The organism is Streptomyces sp. NPDC051452, from assembly GCF_044454765.1.
Lineage (GTDB): Bacteria > Actinomycetota > Actinomycetes > Streptomycetales > Streptomycetaceae > Streptomyces.
Map to the genome: position 1 here is coordinate 66,016 of NZ_JBITEB010000007.1, position 12,751 is coordinate 78,766.

General features: G+C 71.1%; 11 protein-coding genes. 2 read left to right on the forward strand and 9 right to left on the reverse strand.

The window, feature by feature from the left end; all coding sequences use genetic code 11:
• Positions 1-170: 170 nt before the first annotated feature.
• The 7 genes from ACIBA9_RS18615 to ACIBA9_RS18645 form a co-directional block, all read right to left on the reverse strand.
• A complete protein-coding gene (locus ACIBA9_RS18615) occupies positions 171-2,219 on the reverse strand; it encodes a phosphocholine-specific phospholipase C (RefSeq protein WP_399364221.1) in 2,049 nt (682 codons plus the stop codon).
• Positions 2,220-2,746: 527 nt separating this feature from the next.
• Positions 2,747-4,363 carry a glycoside hydrolase family 13 protein gene (locus tag ACIBA9_RS18620; RefSeq protein ID WP_399364224.1) on the reverse strand — a complete coding sequence of 539 codons (1,617 nt, stop codon included), beginning with the start codon at positions 4,361-4,363 and terminating at the stop codon, positions 2,747-2,749.
• Positions 4,364-4,402: 39 nt separating this feature from the next.
• On the reverse strand, positions 4,403-5,281 hold the full coding sequence (locus ACIBA9_RS18625) for a carbohydrate ABC transporter permease (RefSeq protein ID WP_399364226.1): 879 nt from the start codon (positions 5,279-5,281) through the stop codon (positions 4,403-4,405).
• Positions 5,278-6,231 (reverse strand): carbohydrate ABC transporter permease, encoded by a 954-nt coding sequence (locus ACIBA9_RS18630; protein ID WP_399364228.1) that lies wholly within the window; start codon positions 6,229-6,231, stop codon positions 5,278-5,280. The genes ACIBA9_RS18625 and ACIBA9_RS18630 overlap by 4 nt, the downstream gene beginning before the upstream one ends.
• 5 nt (positions 6,232-6,236) lie before the next feature.
• Positions 6,237-7,589, reverse strand: coding sequence for an ABC transporter substrate-binding protein (locus ACIBA9_RS18635; protein WP_399364230.1), 1,353 nt, complete (start codon positions 7,587-7,589; stop codon positions 6,237-6,239).
• A gap of 143 nt (positions 7,590-7,732) precedes the next feature.
• The gene (locus ACIBA9_RS18640; protein WP_399364232.1) at positions 7,733-8,731 is read right to left on the reverse strand and encodes a LacI family DNA-binding transcriptional regulator; all 999 of its coding nucleotides are present in this window, start codon (positions 8,729-8,731) and stop codon (positions 7,733-7,735) included.
• A 178-nt stretch (positions 8,732-8,909) separates the two neighbouring features.
• On the reverse strand, positions 8,910-9,581 hold the full coding sequence (locus ACIBA9_RS18645; protein ID WP_399364233.1) for a hypothetical protein: 672 nt from the start codon (positions 9,579-9,581) through the stop codon (positions 8,910-8,912).
• Positions 9,582-9,822: 241 nt separating this feature from the next.
• Between ACIBA9_RS18645 and ACIBA9_RS18650 the strand changes: the two genes are divergently transcribed.
• Both ACIBA9_RS18650 and ACIBA9_RS18655 read left to right on the forward strand, forming a co-directional pair.
• Positions 9,823-10,479 carry a helix-turn-helix transcriptional regulator gene (locus ACIBA9_RS18650; protein WP_362162662.1) on the forward strand — a complete coding sequence of 219 codons (657 nt, stop codon included), beginning with the start codon at positions 9,823-9,825 and terminating at the stop codon, positions 10,477-10,479.
• Between the two features lie 250 nt (positions 10,480-10,729).
• Positions 10,730-10,957, forward strand: coding sequence for a hypothetical protein (locus ACIBA9_RS18655; protein WP_399364236.1), 228 nt, complete (start codon positions 10,730-10,732; stop codon positions 10,955-10,957).
• A 43-nt stretch (positions 10,958-11,000) separates the two neighbouring features.
• Here the strand turns inward: ACIBA9_RS18655 and ACIBA9_RS18660 are convergent, their stop codons facing one another.
• Both ACIBA9_RS18660 and ACIBA9_RS18665 read right to left on the reverse strand, forming a co-directional pair.
• A complete protein-coding gene (locus ACIBA9_RS18660; RefSeq protein ID WP_399364238.1) occupies positions 11,001-11,681 on the reverse strand; it encodes a 4'-phosphopantetheinyl transferase in 681 nt (226 codons plus the stop codon).
• Positions 11,629-12,534 (reverse strand): metallophosphoesterase family protein, encoded by a 906-nt coding sequence (locus tag ACIBA9_RS18665; protein ID WP_399364239.1) that lies wholly within the window; start codon positions 12,532-12,534, stop codon positions 11,629-11,631. The genes ACIBA9_RS18660 and ACIBA9_RS18665 overlap by 53 nt, the downstream gene beginning before the upstream one ends.
• Positions 12,535-12,751: the final 217 nt, after the last annotated feature.

Genomic DNA, 12,751 nt, shown 5'->3' on the forward strand with positions numbered 1-12,751 from the left:
GTCCGGGGGGGCTCCCGCCCCGTTGTCCCCCCCGGGCCGGCCCCCGCCCAACCCCGCCCCCCCCCGCGCCCCCGGGGGGGGGGGGGGGGGGGGGGGGGGCCCCCCCCCCCCCCCCCGCCGTCGCCGCGCCGGTCCGTCGGGCCGCTCAGGTCGCGGTGTTCATCGCCCGTTCACCCCGTCGCGATCGCCGGGTCGCTGACGCCGGGCAGCCCGTTCTCCACGTGCCCGGCGAAGCCGCGCAGGAACGCCGGGTCGGTGTCGCAGGTGACGGTCAGGTCGTACCAGCGCTTGCTCGCGGTGAGGTCGAAGGTCTTCCGCACGGTGGCGCCCGAGCGCACGTCGATCGTGACGGCGCCGCCGCCGTAACCGTCGACGACCTTCAGCCGCAGCGTGCCGGAAGCCTTGTTGGTGAAGGTGAGTTCCACGCGCTCGCCGGCGTACCGGGCGGTGACCTCGGGTCCCGCGACCTTGTTGCGGCCCTTGAAAAGGCGCAGGAAGCCGTTCGGGCCGTGCACGGCCAGGTCATAGGAGCCGCCCGAGTAGGCCGAGTTCCAGGTGTCGGTCAGGCTCTTGCCGGCCTCGGTGGTGTAGGTCCAGGGGCCGTCGGTGCGGTTGTTCGAGGTGACGAGGAAGACCGCGCCCGCCCGCGCGCCGGAGGCGAAGCCGAGCGTGAACTTCCCGGCCGCGGTGTCCGCCGAACCGTCCACGACGGGGGCGTACTTCAGCGGGCGGGTGGGCCGGCTGCCGCGTTCCTGCTTGGGCAGGGACGGACTGGCGGGCGGGGTGGGCACGTAATCGGGGTGCCGGTCGTGGTCCGGCGGCTGGTAGCCGGACGTGGACGGCAGCGGGACCGGGGCGCCGTCCTTGCGGGAGAAGTCGAACGCCGAGGTCAGATCGCCGCAGACCGCGCGCCGCCAGGGCGAGATGTTCGGCTCCCGGACACCGAAGCGTCCCTCGATGAACCGGATGATCGAGGTGTGGTCGAGGGTCTCGGAGCAGACGTACCCGCCCTTGCTCCAGGGGGAGACGACCAGCATCGGCACCCGCTGGCCGAGCCCGTAGGGACCGGCGGTGTGGCCGGCGTCGCCCTTGAACAGGTCCAACGCCGGGTCAACGGTCGAGCGGCCCTGGGCGGCGGAGGCCGGCGGGTAGGGCGGGATGACGTGGTCGAAGAAGCCGTCGTTCTCGTCGTAGGTGACGAACAGCGCGGTCCTGCCCCACACCTCGGGGTCGGAGGTGAGCGCGTCCAGGACCTGGGAGACGTACCAGGCCCCGTAGTTGGCGGGCCAGTTGGGGTGCTCGGTGAAGGCCTCGGGGGCGACGATCCAGGACACCTGGGGCAGGTTGCCGGACTTCACGTCGGCCTTCAGCTGGTCGAAGTAGCCCTGGCCCTTCCTGGCGTCGGTGCCGGTGCGGGCCTTGTCGTACAGCGGGTCGCCGGGTCGGGCGTTGCGGTACTGATCGAAGTAGAGCAGGGAGTTGTCGCCGTAGTTGCCCCGGTAGGCGTCACCGATCCAGCCCCAGGAGCCGTTCGCGTCGAGGCCGTCGCCGACGTCCTGATAGATCTTCCAGGAGACGCCGGCCTGCTCCAGGCGTTCGGGGTACGTCGTCCAGCCGTAGCCCGCCTCGTCGTTGCCGAGGACCGGACCGCCGCCCTTGCCGTCGTTGCCGGTGTACCCCGTCCACATGTAGTAGCGGTTGGGGTCGGTGGAGCCTATGAGCGAGCAGTGGTAGGCGTCGCAGACGGTGAAGGCGTCGGCGAGGGCGTAGTGGAACGGGATGTCGTTCCGGGTCAGGTACGCCATCGTCGTCGACGACTTGGCGGGCACCCACTTGTCGTACCTGCCTTGGTTGAAGGCGGTGTGGCCGTCGTTCCAGCCGTGCGGCAGGTCCTGGATGAAGGCCATGCCCAGGTCGTCGGCGTCCGGGTGGAAGGGCAGGATGTCCTTCGTGCCGTCCGACTGCTTCCAGACGGACCTTCCGTTCTGGGTGACGGAACGCGGGTCGCCGAAGCCCCGGACTCCTCGGAGCGAGCCGAAGTAGTGATCGAAGGAACGGTTCTCCTGCATCAGCACGACGATGTGCTCGACGTCGGCCACCGACCCGGTGCGGTAGTGGGCGGGCAGGGCTGCCGCGCGCTGGATACTGCCGGACAGCGCCGTGAAGGCGGTGGTGGCGCCGGCGAGTTGCAGGAAACGCCGCCGATTGACTTCGGACATGAGTGAGGATTCTCCCATCCTGACGTGCGTGACGCCGTCAGTTGACGGAATCTGCGCGGAGCGAGTGTTCCAAGAGCAGCAAACGTCAGGGAAGGGTCGGATGGCGCCGATGTGAAACTCGGCGGTCCGTGCGGTGTCCTCGGTCGGCGCGATGTCGTCGGTCCGCGCGGCGGCGTGCGCCCATGCCCTGTGCCAATGCCACGACCTGAGCCGATGCCAACGCCTGCGCCGGCCACGGTCGGTGCGGACCGTGGCCGGCGGAGGTGGTGCGGCCGGTGGGCGAGCAGCTCGCCCCGGCAGTCGGCGTCCCGTCAGGCACGCACGTTGCCGTCGCGGCCCGGCCACTGCGCGTTGCAGCCGCTGACGGCGTGGACGGAGGCGGGGAGGGCGATACCGAGGGCCGCGAGGCCCACGGGTCCGACAGGCCACCGCCTCGCCGAGCCGTGCCGCGGGCCGGCCCGTGTTGGCGCCGACGCTCAGCCCGAGACAGCGCGGGGGATGTGTGCGGACAGCCGTGCGTGGTCTCCTCAGGCGCTCAGCCAGACCGCCGTGTCCTCGGGCAGTCGGCCCGTGTCGTCCAGCGGGCCACTGCCGAGCAGGAGCCGGGAGTGCGCGGGGAGGTCGGCGGGTGTGGGCGCGAGGTTGACCACGCACAGCGCGCCCGGGGCGCGGAAGAAGGCGAGGACGCCGTCGGGCGCGGGCAGCCAGGTCAGGGGGGCGTCACCGAAGACCGGGCGGGCGGCGATGGCCTGGCGGTAGAGGGAGAGCATGGAGCGTGGGTCGTCCCGCTGCCGGTCGACCGCGTACGACGGCCAGTCGGCGGGCTGCGGCAGCCAGGGCCGCTCATGGGAGCCGAAGCCCGCGTGGGGCAGGCCGGCGGCCCACGGCAGCGGCACCCGGCAGCCGTCGCGGCCCGGGTCGGTCCCCCCCGACCGGAAGTACATGGGGTCCTGGATGCGGTCGAGCGGGATCTCGGCCTCCGGCAGCCCCAGTTCCTCGCCCTGATAGAGGTAGACGGAGCCGGGCAGTGCCAGCGACAGCAGGGCGGCGGCGCGGGCCCTGCGGGTGCCGAGGGCGAGGTCCGTCGGGGTACCGAAGGCCTTGGTGGCGAAGTCGAAGCCGGTGTCCGCGCGACCGTACCGGGTGACCGTGCGGGTGACGTCGTGGTTGCACAGCACCCAGGTGGCCGGGGCGCCGACCGGGGCGTGCTCGGCGAGGGTGGTGTCGATGGAGTCGCGCAGCCGCTCGGCGTCCCAGGGGCAGGACAGGAAGGAGAAGTTGAAGGCGGTGTGGAGTTCGTCCGGGCGCAGGTAGCGGGCGAAGCGCTCGGCGTCCGGGAGCCAGACCTCGCCGACGAACACACCGCCGTAGGCGTCGGCGACCGACCGCCAGGAGCGGTAGATGTCGTGGAGTTCGTCGCGGTCGACGAACGGGTGCGGTCTCGGCCGCGAGGCGAGGTCGGGCAGGTCGGGATCCTTGGCGAGCAGGGCGGCGGAGTCGATGCGGACTCCGGCGACGCCCCGCTCGAACCAGAACCGCAGGATGTCCTCGTGTTCCTGGCGGACCACGGGGTGCGCCCAGTTGAGGTCCGGCTGCTCGGGGGTGAACAGGTGCAGGTACCACTCCCCGTCGGGCAGCCGGGTCCACACCGGCTCGGTGGAGCCGACGAACTGCGACGGCCAGTCGTTGGGCGGGAGTTCGCCGTCGGCGCCGCGCCCGGGGCGGAAGTGGAACAGCTCGCGTTCCGGGCTGCCGGGACCGGCGGCGACCGCGGCCCTGAACCAGGAGTGCTGGTCGGAGACGTGGTTGGGCACGATATCGACGATGGTACGGATGCCCAGCTCGCCGGCCTCGGCGATGAGTTTCTCCGCCTCGGCGAGGGTGCCGAAGGCCGGGTCGATGGCCCGGTAGTCGGCGACGTCGTATCCGCCGTCCTTCAGCGGCGAGAGATACCAGGGGGTGAACCACAGTGCGTCCACGCCGAGTTCGGCGAGGTACGGCAGCCGGGCGCGGACGCCCGCGAGGTCGCCGGTGCCGTCGCCGTCGCCGTCCGCGAAGCTGCGTACGTACACCTGGTAGATGACGGCGGAGCGCCACCAGTGCTGTTGCGGGCGGGAGTTGCGGGCGGGGGTGGGCTGTCCCACGGTGCGTCCCTTTCTGTCGACGGCGGGGTTCCGGGCGGCTCAGCCCTTGGTGCTGCCCGCGCTGATCCCGGCGATGATGTGCCGCTGGAAGACGAGGAACAGGGCCACCATCGGGATGCTGGCGATGACCATCGCGGCGATGAGCACGGTGAGCTGGATGTTCTGCGACAGCTGGACGAGCGCGACGCTGATCGGTTGCTTCCCGGTGTCGGAGAAGACCATCAGCGGCCACAGGAAGTCCTGCCAGACGGCGACCAGGGCGAAGATGGACACCACGCCGAGGACCGGCCGGGACATGGGCAGTACGACCGACCACAGGGTGCGCAGTCTGCCGGCGCCGTCGATCTCGGCGGCTTCCAGCACGTCGCGCGGCAGCTGGTCGAAGAACCGCTTGAGCAGATACAGGTTGAAGGCGTTGGCGACGGCCGGCAGCCAGATGGCGAGGGGGTCGTTCAGCAGGCTGGTGTGCAGGATCGGCAGATCGGCGACGGTGAGGTACTTGGGGACGACGAGGGCCTGTGCCGGGACCATGAGGGTGGCGAGGATGCCGCCCAGGATCACCTTGCCGAAGGCCGGTCTCAGCTTGGACAGGGCGTAGGCGGCGGCCGTGCAGAACACCAGCTGGAACAGCCAGGCCCCGGCGGCCTGCACGACGGTGTTCCACAGGTGCTGCGGCAGCTGCATCAGGTCCCAGGCGTCCGTGTAACCGCCGGTGTGCCAGTGCTTCGGTATCAGCGTGGGCGGGGTCCGCGCCACCTCGTCCGGGGACTTCATCGCCCCGGTCACCATCCAGTAGACCGGGAAGAGGAAGGCGAGCGTGAAGAGCAGGACGACGCCGGTGAACACCGTCCAGTAGATCGCTCTGCCGCGGGGGCGGGCGAGGGTGGCCGGGGAGATCAGGGTGCGGACGGCGCTCATGCGTCCCCCTCGGTCCGGGTGAGCCGCAGATAGACGGCGGAGAAGGCGCCGAGCAGCACGAGAAGCAGCACGCTCAGCGCGCAGGCGCCGCCGAAGTCGTTGTAGAGGAAGGCGTACTTGTAGATGAGGTAGAGGACGGTGACCGTGGCGTTCTCCGGTCCGCCGCCGGTGATGACGAAGGGCTCGGTGAACACCTGCATCGTCGCGATGATCTGGAGCAGCATCAGCATGAGGATGACGAAGCGGGTCTGCGGGATCGTCACGTGCCGGATGCGCTGGAGCAGGTTCGCGCCGTCCAGCTCGGCGGCCTCGTACAGCTCGCCGGGGATGGACTGGAGGGCGGCCAGGTAGATCAGGACGGTGCCGCCCAGGTTGGCCCAGGTGGCGACGATCACCAGGGAGACCAGTGCCGTGTCGGTGCCGTTGGACCAGTTGGAGGTGGGCAGATGCGCGAAGCGCAGCGCCTCGTTGGCGAGGCCGGCTCCGGGGTCGTAGAACCACTTCCACAGCAGGGCGCTGACCACCGGCGGGATCATCACCGGGAGATAGACGACGACGCGGAAGAAGGCTTTGGCGTGCCGCAGTTCGTTCAGCACCAGGGCGAGCGCGAAGGGGACGGCGAAGCCGATCAGCAGGGCCAGCAGGGTGAAGGTGAAGGTGTTGCGCCAGGCCGCCGCGAACTCCGGGTCGTGCCATACGCGGGTGAAGTTGGCGGTGCCGACCCACTCGGGCGGGGAGCCGGGTGTGTACTTCTGGAAGGCGATGACGACCGCGCGGATCGCCGGATACCAGGAGAACAGGGCGAAGCAGAGGAGGCCGCCTAGGAGGAAGCCGTAGGCGCGGGCCTGGTCGACGAGGCGGCGCCGCCTGCGGTCCCCTGCCGGGGGCGGCGCCGGGACCGGGTGGGCGGCTGCCTTCGACGCCGGCCGTCGCTCGGCCGTCTTCGTCATGGCGGTCAGCTCCGGGCCAGGATGCCGTCGATCTTGCCGGACGCGTCCTCGAGGAGCTGGTCGATGTCCGCGTCCTTCTTGGTGAGGACGGCGGAGACCACGCTGTCGAGGACGGAGTAGATCTGCTGGGCGTCCGGCGGCTCGATCTTCATCCGCAGCCGCTGGTTGCCGTCCAGGAAGGCCTGGTAGTTCTCCACCGGCACATTGGCGTTGGCCTTTTTGACCCGCTGGTCCTCGGCGTCGGCGGCGCCGGTGAACAGGCGGGGCTCGGGCAGGCCGACGGGCGCGTTGTTCCTCTTGGCGCGGGCGTAGTCGCCGAGGAAGCCCGATCCGGGGGTGAGGAACATGTGGTCGAGCCACTTCAGGCCGGCGCGGATCTGGGCCGGGGTGTCCTTCTTGTTGAACATGTAGCCGTCGCCGCCGATGAGGGTGCCCTGGCCGCCGGGCATGGGGGCGAGGGCGAGGTCCTTGTAGTCGCCGCCCTTCTCCTTGACCAGGATCGGGATGTTGTCGGGGGCGCTGAGGTACATGCCGAGCTTGCCCGAACCCATCATCTGCTGCACGTCGTTGATGATGAGGAGCTGCTTGCTGCCCATGGAGTCGTCCGTCCACCGCATGTCGTGGAGGTTTCGCAGCACGGCGTGGCCCTGGGGCGTGTCGACCGTGGCCTTCTTGCCGTCGGCGCTGACGACGTCGCCGCCCTGGGAGTACAGCTCGGCGGTGAAGTGCCAGCCGCCCTGGTTCTGGGCGCTGTAGTCGGCGTATCCGACGGTTCCGCCGCCGAGGGCCGCGATCCTCTTGGCGTCGGCGCGGACTTCTTCCCAGGTCGTGGGGGGCTTGTCGGGGTCGAGTCCGGCCTTCGTGAAGAGTGCGCGGTTGTAGATCAGTCCCATGGAGTAGCCGGTGCGCGGGATGCCGTAGACCTTTCCGTCCACGGTGTAGATGTCCCGCAGCTGCTGCTGGAGGGTGTCGTAGCTCTTGAGTTCCTTGAGGTACGGCGTGAGGTCGGCGGCCTGGTTGATGTCGACGACGTGCCTGGCGTCGGTGAAGTACGTGTAGAAGACGTCCTCCATCTGGCCGCCGGCGAGCTTGGCGTCGAAGGTCTTGGGGTCTTGGCAGGGGAAGGCGTCGTGGGCGACGACGTCGATGTCCGGGTTCTTCTTCTCGAAGGCGGCGACGTCCGCGTCGAAGAACTTCCGGTCGACCTTGGCGCTCTTCGGCGGCTCGCAGTTGACGGTGATGCGCGTCTTGCCGTTCGCCGCGTCGTCGCCACCCGACCCGCAGGCGGTCGCGGCCAGCGCGAGCGAGGAACAGACGCCGATCGTGGCGAAGGTGCGGCGGAACCCGGTGCGTCTCATCGGTGGACCCCTCAAGGCAGGAGCGGTGGGCGCCGCACACTCAAGCACCGACGACATCGGTTCGCAAGATGTCGCGCAGAATCTGTAATTATTCGACAGCCGGATGGAAGGAGTCCGGCGGACCGCGAGGCCGCTTTCGCGGCTCAGTCGCGCGGCGCCTGCGCGGTCGACCCGCGCACCACCAGCTCGGGCTCGAAGAGCAGTTCCTCCGCGGGTACGGCGGTGCCGCCGATCTGCGCGTTCAGCAGCTCGACGGCCGCACGGCCCATGGCCTCGATGGGCTGGCGGACGGTGGTCAGCGGGGGCTCGGTGCAGTTCATGAAGGCGGAGTCGTCGTAACCGACGACGGAGATCCGGCCGGGCACGTCGTACCCCTTGCGGCGGGCCGCCCGCACGGCACCGAGCGCCAGGGGGTCGCTGGCGCAGATGATGCCGGTGACGCCGCGGTCGATGAGCCGGGAGGCGGCGGCGTGTCCGCCCTCGATGGAGAAGATGGCCCGCGCCGTGAATTCCTCCGGCAGGTCGCCCGCGATGGCCCGCGCGGCGGCCAGCTTGCGCGCCGAGGGCACGTGGTCGCCGGGGCCGAGGACCAGGCCGATGCGCTCGTGGCCGAGGGAGGCCAGGTGGCGCCAGGCCTGTTCCACGGCGACGGCGTCGTCACAGGACACGCGCGGGAAGCCGAGATCCTCTATGGCCGCGTTGACCAGGACGACGGGGATGTTGCGGTCGGCGAGCAGCCGGTAGTGGTCGTGGGGCGCGTCGGCCTGGGCGTACAGCCCGCCGGCGAAGACGACTCCGGACACCTGCTGCTGGAGCAGCAGTTCGACGTAGTCCGCCTCCGAGACGCCGCCCTTGGTCTGGGTGCACAGCACCGGGGTGAGGCCGAGCTGGGCCAGCGCGCCGCCGATGACCTCGGCGAACGCCGGGAAGATGGGGTTCTGCAGCTCCGGCAGGACCAGGCCGACGAGGCGGGCTCGTTCGCCGCGCAGCTGGGTGGGGCGCTCGTAGCCGAGGACGTCGAGGGCGGACAGCACCGCCTGCCGGGTGGCTTGGGAGACTCCGGGTTTGCCGTTGAGCACCCGGCTGACCGTGGCCTCGCTGACCCCGACCTTCTTCGCCACTTCCGCAAGTCGTCGCGTCATGGACGCAAGAGTAGCGCAACTTACGCAAGCGGCTTGCGTAAAGGTTGGCCGGTTTCGCGAGGACGCGCGTGAGGGTCGGCTCGCGGCGGGCCGCCGAGCACTCGGTGGCGTGATGTCCCCGTTGGGTCCGTGCCGTGGACCCGGCGCCGCCGATGACCTGAACACCGGCGGTGCCGGGTCAGTCCCCGGGGGCCGGGACGACCGCCAGATGGGCGGCCGCGGCTCGGGCCCGGCGCGCCCGGCGCACCGGTGCGGGCGCCCGCCGGGGATCGCGTAGGACCATCGTCAGACGGCGGTAGCCGAGAGCGCGCAGGGTCTGCGGGGTCTCCTCGACGACGCGGCACTCGACGGTCCCGCGGCGCGGGTCGGGGTGGAGCAGCAGGCGTACGGCCCCGTCCAGCCGTGTCGCGGCCTCGCCGACGGCCCGGATCCAGTGCGGCAGGCCCTGCCGGTAGGCGGCCTCCATCAGCGGGTCCCGGGCGATGTCCCGGCGTGTGGCCTGGAGTTCGGGGTCGTGGCCGCAGGTCTCCAGCGCGGCGCGCAGCTGGGCCAGCATCGGCAGGCACCAGCTCGCCTCGTGTTCGCCGAGGACCTCGCCGGCGTCGGGGTGGAACAGGACGAACCGCAGGAAGTTGTCGCCGGGCATGTCCGTGGGGTGCGGGCGCACACCGCGGAAGAGCGCCTCGAACGCCCCGTTGGCCATGACCACGTTCCAGCGGTGGTCGACCACCAGGGACGGAAAGGGCAGGGATTCCAGCAGGGTGGCGTAGTCCTGTAGGTAGGTCTGGGTCTCGCAGGTCTCGGGGACGGGCCGCGGTGCCGGTCGCTGCCCTCCTGCCTGATGTGCCATCGGGAGGTCACCCCTCATTGCCTCTGCGGCCTTCACGCGGCGATGCGATCCTGCTGCCCCGTCACGATCGGTGTCAACTATCGTGGCATTTCCTGCCGGTTGACGGCTGAAATTCGCCACAGTTGTGGCGAGACCTGGATGTGAGTTCGACCCACGGGCTAATCTCCGGGAAGTTCACGGCGACCGCTTGCGAGAAGCAAACCCACGTCTGCAACCCTCGAGAAACGTAGGAGTTCTGTCGGTGACGGATGGCTACGAGGATCCGGGCGCCGTGGCGACCGCCCAGCTGCCGGCCGTCGTCGCCCGCGTCACACACCTCGCCGACCGGCTCGGTGTGCCGCATGCCGAGGTCTTCTGCATCGGGCGGCTCTCCGTCGCCTGTGGCGTGCCCGAGCCGGTGGTCAAGGCCCTGCTCAGCGGACGCCCGGCGGGCGAACCGGACGTCCAGGCGCGCTTCCTGCAGCGCCTGGACCTGTTGCGCCGCACCCGGCTGAAGCCCAACTCCCGCAAATACACACAGCAGGAGATCGCGGACGGGGCCGGCATGTCCCGGCAGCAGGCCGGCGCCCTCATCAACGGCGACCGGCGGCCCACGATGGAGCACTGCGACGCGCTCCAGCGCTTCTTCCGGGTGCACGCCGGATTCCTCACCGCGGAGGACCCCGAGGCGCTGGCGGGCGCGTTGCAGCGCACCGAGCAGGAACTGCTGCAGAAGCTCGCCGACCGGGAACGGGCCGCGGCTCAGGTCGGCGAGGACCCGCTGGAGCGGCTGCTTCAGGACCACGGCGTGCGCGGTATCGCCTGGCGGGCCGCCCAGTTGCCGACCGACCAGCACCGGGACAAGGTCGCGGAGTGGCTCGACATGCTCCTGGAAAGCGTCAAACGGCCCGAGTCCTGAAGCCGGGCCCGGCGAGCGGGCGTGACCGGATCCCGCCGGCCGTGCTCACCGTCGCCGGCCGCCCTCGCCGTCACGGGGCGGCGCGTCGTCGCCGGTGACGCGGCGTCCGGCTGCGCTGAGCGGGCGAACCGGGGCGGAGCGGGGCGGCGTTGTCAGTGGTGGGCGGCAAGCTGGAACCGTGCGCCGTAGAACCGGGCGCACGGCGCCGCAGGGCGCGTGACCGTGACGCCTGACCGGGGAGAGCCGACCGATGCCCACCGCCGTACTGACCGACCGTGAGCGCACCGCCGTACAGGCCTATCTGCGGCTGCTGCACACCGTACGCGCCGCCTTCGACGGGCCGGCGGGCGGCGAGCGGCCCGTCGTCGTCCCGCCCGTCGTGCTCGCCGAGGCGGAGGCGGCCCTCGCCCGGGCGGGACTCGCGGGCAACGAGGAGCGGCTCTTCCGGCTGCTGCGCGCATGGTGTCCGACCGCTTGACCGGCCCGCCGCCGTACGCGCGCGGTGCGGGAGCGGCGCCCCGTCAGGCGTGCGGCACGACGACGGTGGTGACGACCACTCCGGCGCGTACGGCCCAGCGACCGTCGAAGGAGCTCAGCGTGCGCTCGCCGACCCGGGGCCCCGGGACGAGCAGTTCGGCTCGCAGGGCGCCGGTCGGCGTGCCGTCGGGATCCGGGCGCAGGGTGATGTCGGCCTCGGAGAAGTCCAGCCACTTGTGGGTGAGGGGGTACCAGGCCTTGTAGACGGACTCCTTGGCGCTGAACAGGATCCGGTCCCAGTGCACGTCGGGCCGCTCACCGGCGAGGCCGGCGAGCCGTTGGGCCTCCGCGGGCAGGAAGACGGTCGCGCCCACGCCGTCCGGGAGTGCCCCGTGCGGTTCGGCGTCGATCCCGAGGGAGGCCAGCTCGGTGGCGCGGACCAGGGCGGCGGCGCAGTAGCCGTCGCAGTGGGTCATGCTGCCGATCAGGCCGGCCGGCCAGCGCGGTGCGCCCCGCTCGCCGCTGAGCACGGCCTGCGCGGGCACGCCGAGCTTCTCCATGGCACGCCGGGCGCAGCCGCGCACGGCCGCGTACTCACGGCGGCGCTTGGCCACCGCCCGCGCGACGAACCCCTCCTCCTCCGGATGGAGCGGGGCCTCCCACAGCGGGTCGTCACGCAGTGCCTCCACGGCCACGACCGACTCCGGGAGCAGCTCCTCGATCACCGGCTTCGACCTCCATCGGCAGGATGCGGCGCAGTGTTCCCGGACGCCCGGAGCGCTTGCGCCATTCGCGGGGGTAGCCCACGGAGACCTCTTCGAAGCGGACTCCGTCGTGCCAGGTGGTACGGGGGATGTGCAGATGGCCGTAGACCATCGTGGCGACCCGGAACCGCTGGTGCCAGTCGGCGGTCAGCTCGGTTCCGCACCACATGGCGAACTCGGGGTGCCACAGGACCTCCATGGGGTGGCGGTCCAGCGGATAGTGGTTGGCGAGCACGGTCGGCAGGTCCGCGGGCAGCTCGGCGAGCCGGCGCTCCGTCTCGGCCACCCGGGCCCGGCACCAGTCCTCGCGGGTCGGGTAGGGGTCGGGGTGCAGCACGAACTCGTCGTTGCAGACGATGCCCGTGCTCTCCGCGTAGGCCAGGCCCTCGGCCTTGGTGGCACAGCCGGCCGGCAGGAACGAGTAGTCGTACAGCAGGAACAGCGGGGCGACGGCGACCGGACCGCCGGCGCCGCGCCAGACGGGGTAGGGGTCCTCGGGGGTGACCACGCCCAGCTCCCGGCACACCTCGACCAGGTGCTCGTAGCGGGCGACACCGCGCAGGGTGACGGGGTCCTTGGGGTGGGTCCACAGCTCGTGGTTGCCGGGCGCCCACAGCACCTTGCGGAAGCGGCCCGCGAGCGTGGCGAGGGCCCAGCGGATGTCGGCGACGGTCTCCGCGACGTCACCGGCGACGATCAGCCAGTCGTCCTCGCTTTCGGGCCGCATCCGCTCGACCAGGGCGCGGTTCTCCGGGTAGCCGATGTGCAGGTCGCTGATGGCCAGCAGCTGTCCGTCCCCGGCCGTCGACTCCACCGCACACCCCTTTCGATCACCGCTCGCGGACACCACCAGAACACATTCCCGGACGACGGACAAGAGGTACCCGATCACGCGCCGGACCACGTGCCGGATCATGTCCGGATCCTGTCCGATGACGTGCCGGATCACGCCTGGATCACACCTGGATCCTGGCTGGATCCGGTCTGGATCCCGTCTGGATCCGGTCTGGATCCCGTCCCGCTGACGTGTC

Bases quoted from the DNA above. Each gene is read 5' to 3' on its own strand.
- ACIBA9_RS18635 (WP_399364230.1), bottom strand. From the start codon at position 7,589: ATGAGACGCACCGGGTTCCGCCGCACCTTCGCCACGATCGGCGTCTGT.
- ACIBA9_RS18645 (WP_399364233.1), bottom strand. From the start codon at position 9,581: ATGGCACATCAGGCAGGAGGGCAGCGACCGGCACCGCGGCCCGTCCCC.
- ACIBA9_RS18655 (WP_399364236.1), top strand. From the start codon at position 10,730: ATGCCCACCGCCGTACTGACCGACCGTGAGCGCACCGCCGTACAGGCC.
- ACIBA9_RS18640 (WP_399364232.1), bottom strand. From the start codon at position 8,731: ATGACGCGACGACTTGCGGAAGTGGCGAAGAAGGTCGGGGTCAGCGAG.
- ACIBA9_RS18615 (WP_399364221.1), bottom strand. From the start codon at position 2,219: ATGTCCGAAGTCAATCGGCGGCGTTTCCTGCAACTCGCCGGCGCCACC.
- ACIBA9_RS18630 (WP_399364228.1), bottom strand. From the start codon at position 6,231: ATGACGAAGACGGCCGAGCGACGGCCGGCGTCGAAGGCAGCCGCCCAC.
- ACIBA9_RS18625 (WP_399364226.1), bottom strand. From the start codon at position 5,281: ATGAGCGCCGTCCGCACCCTGATCTCCCCGGCCACCCTCGCCCGCCCC.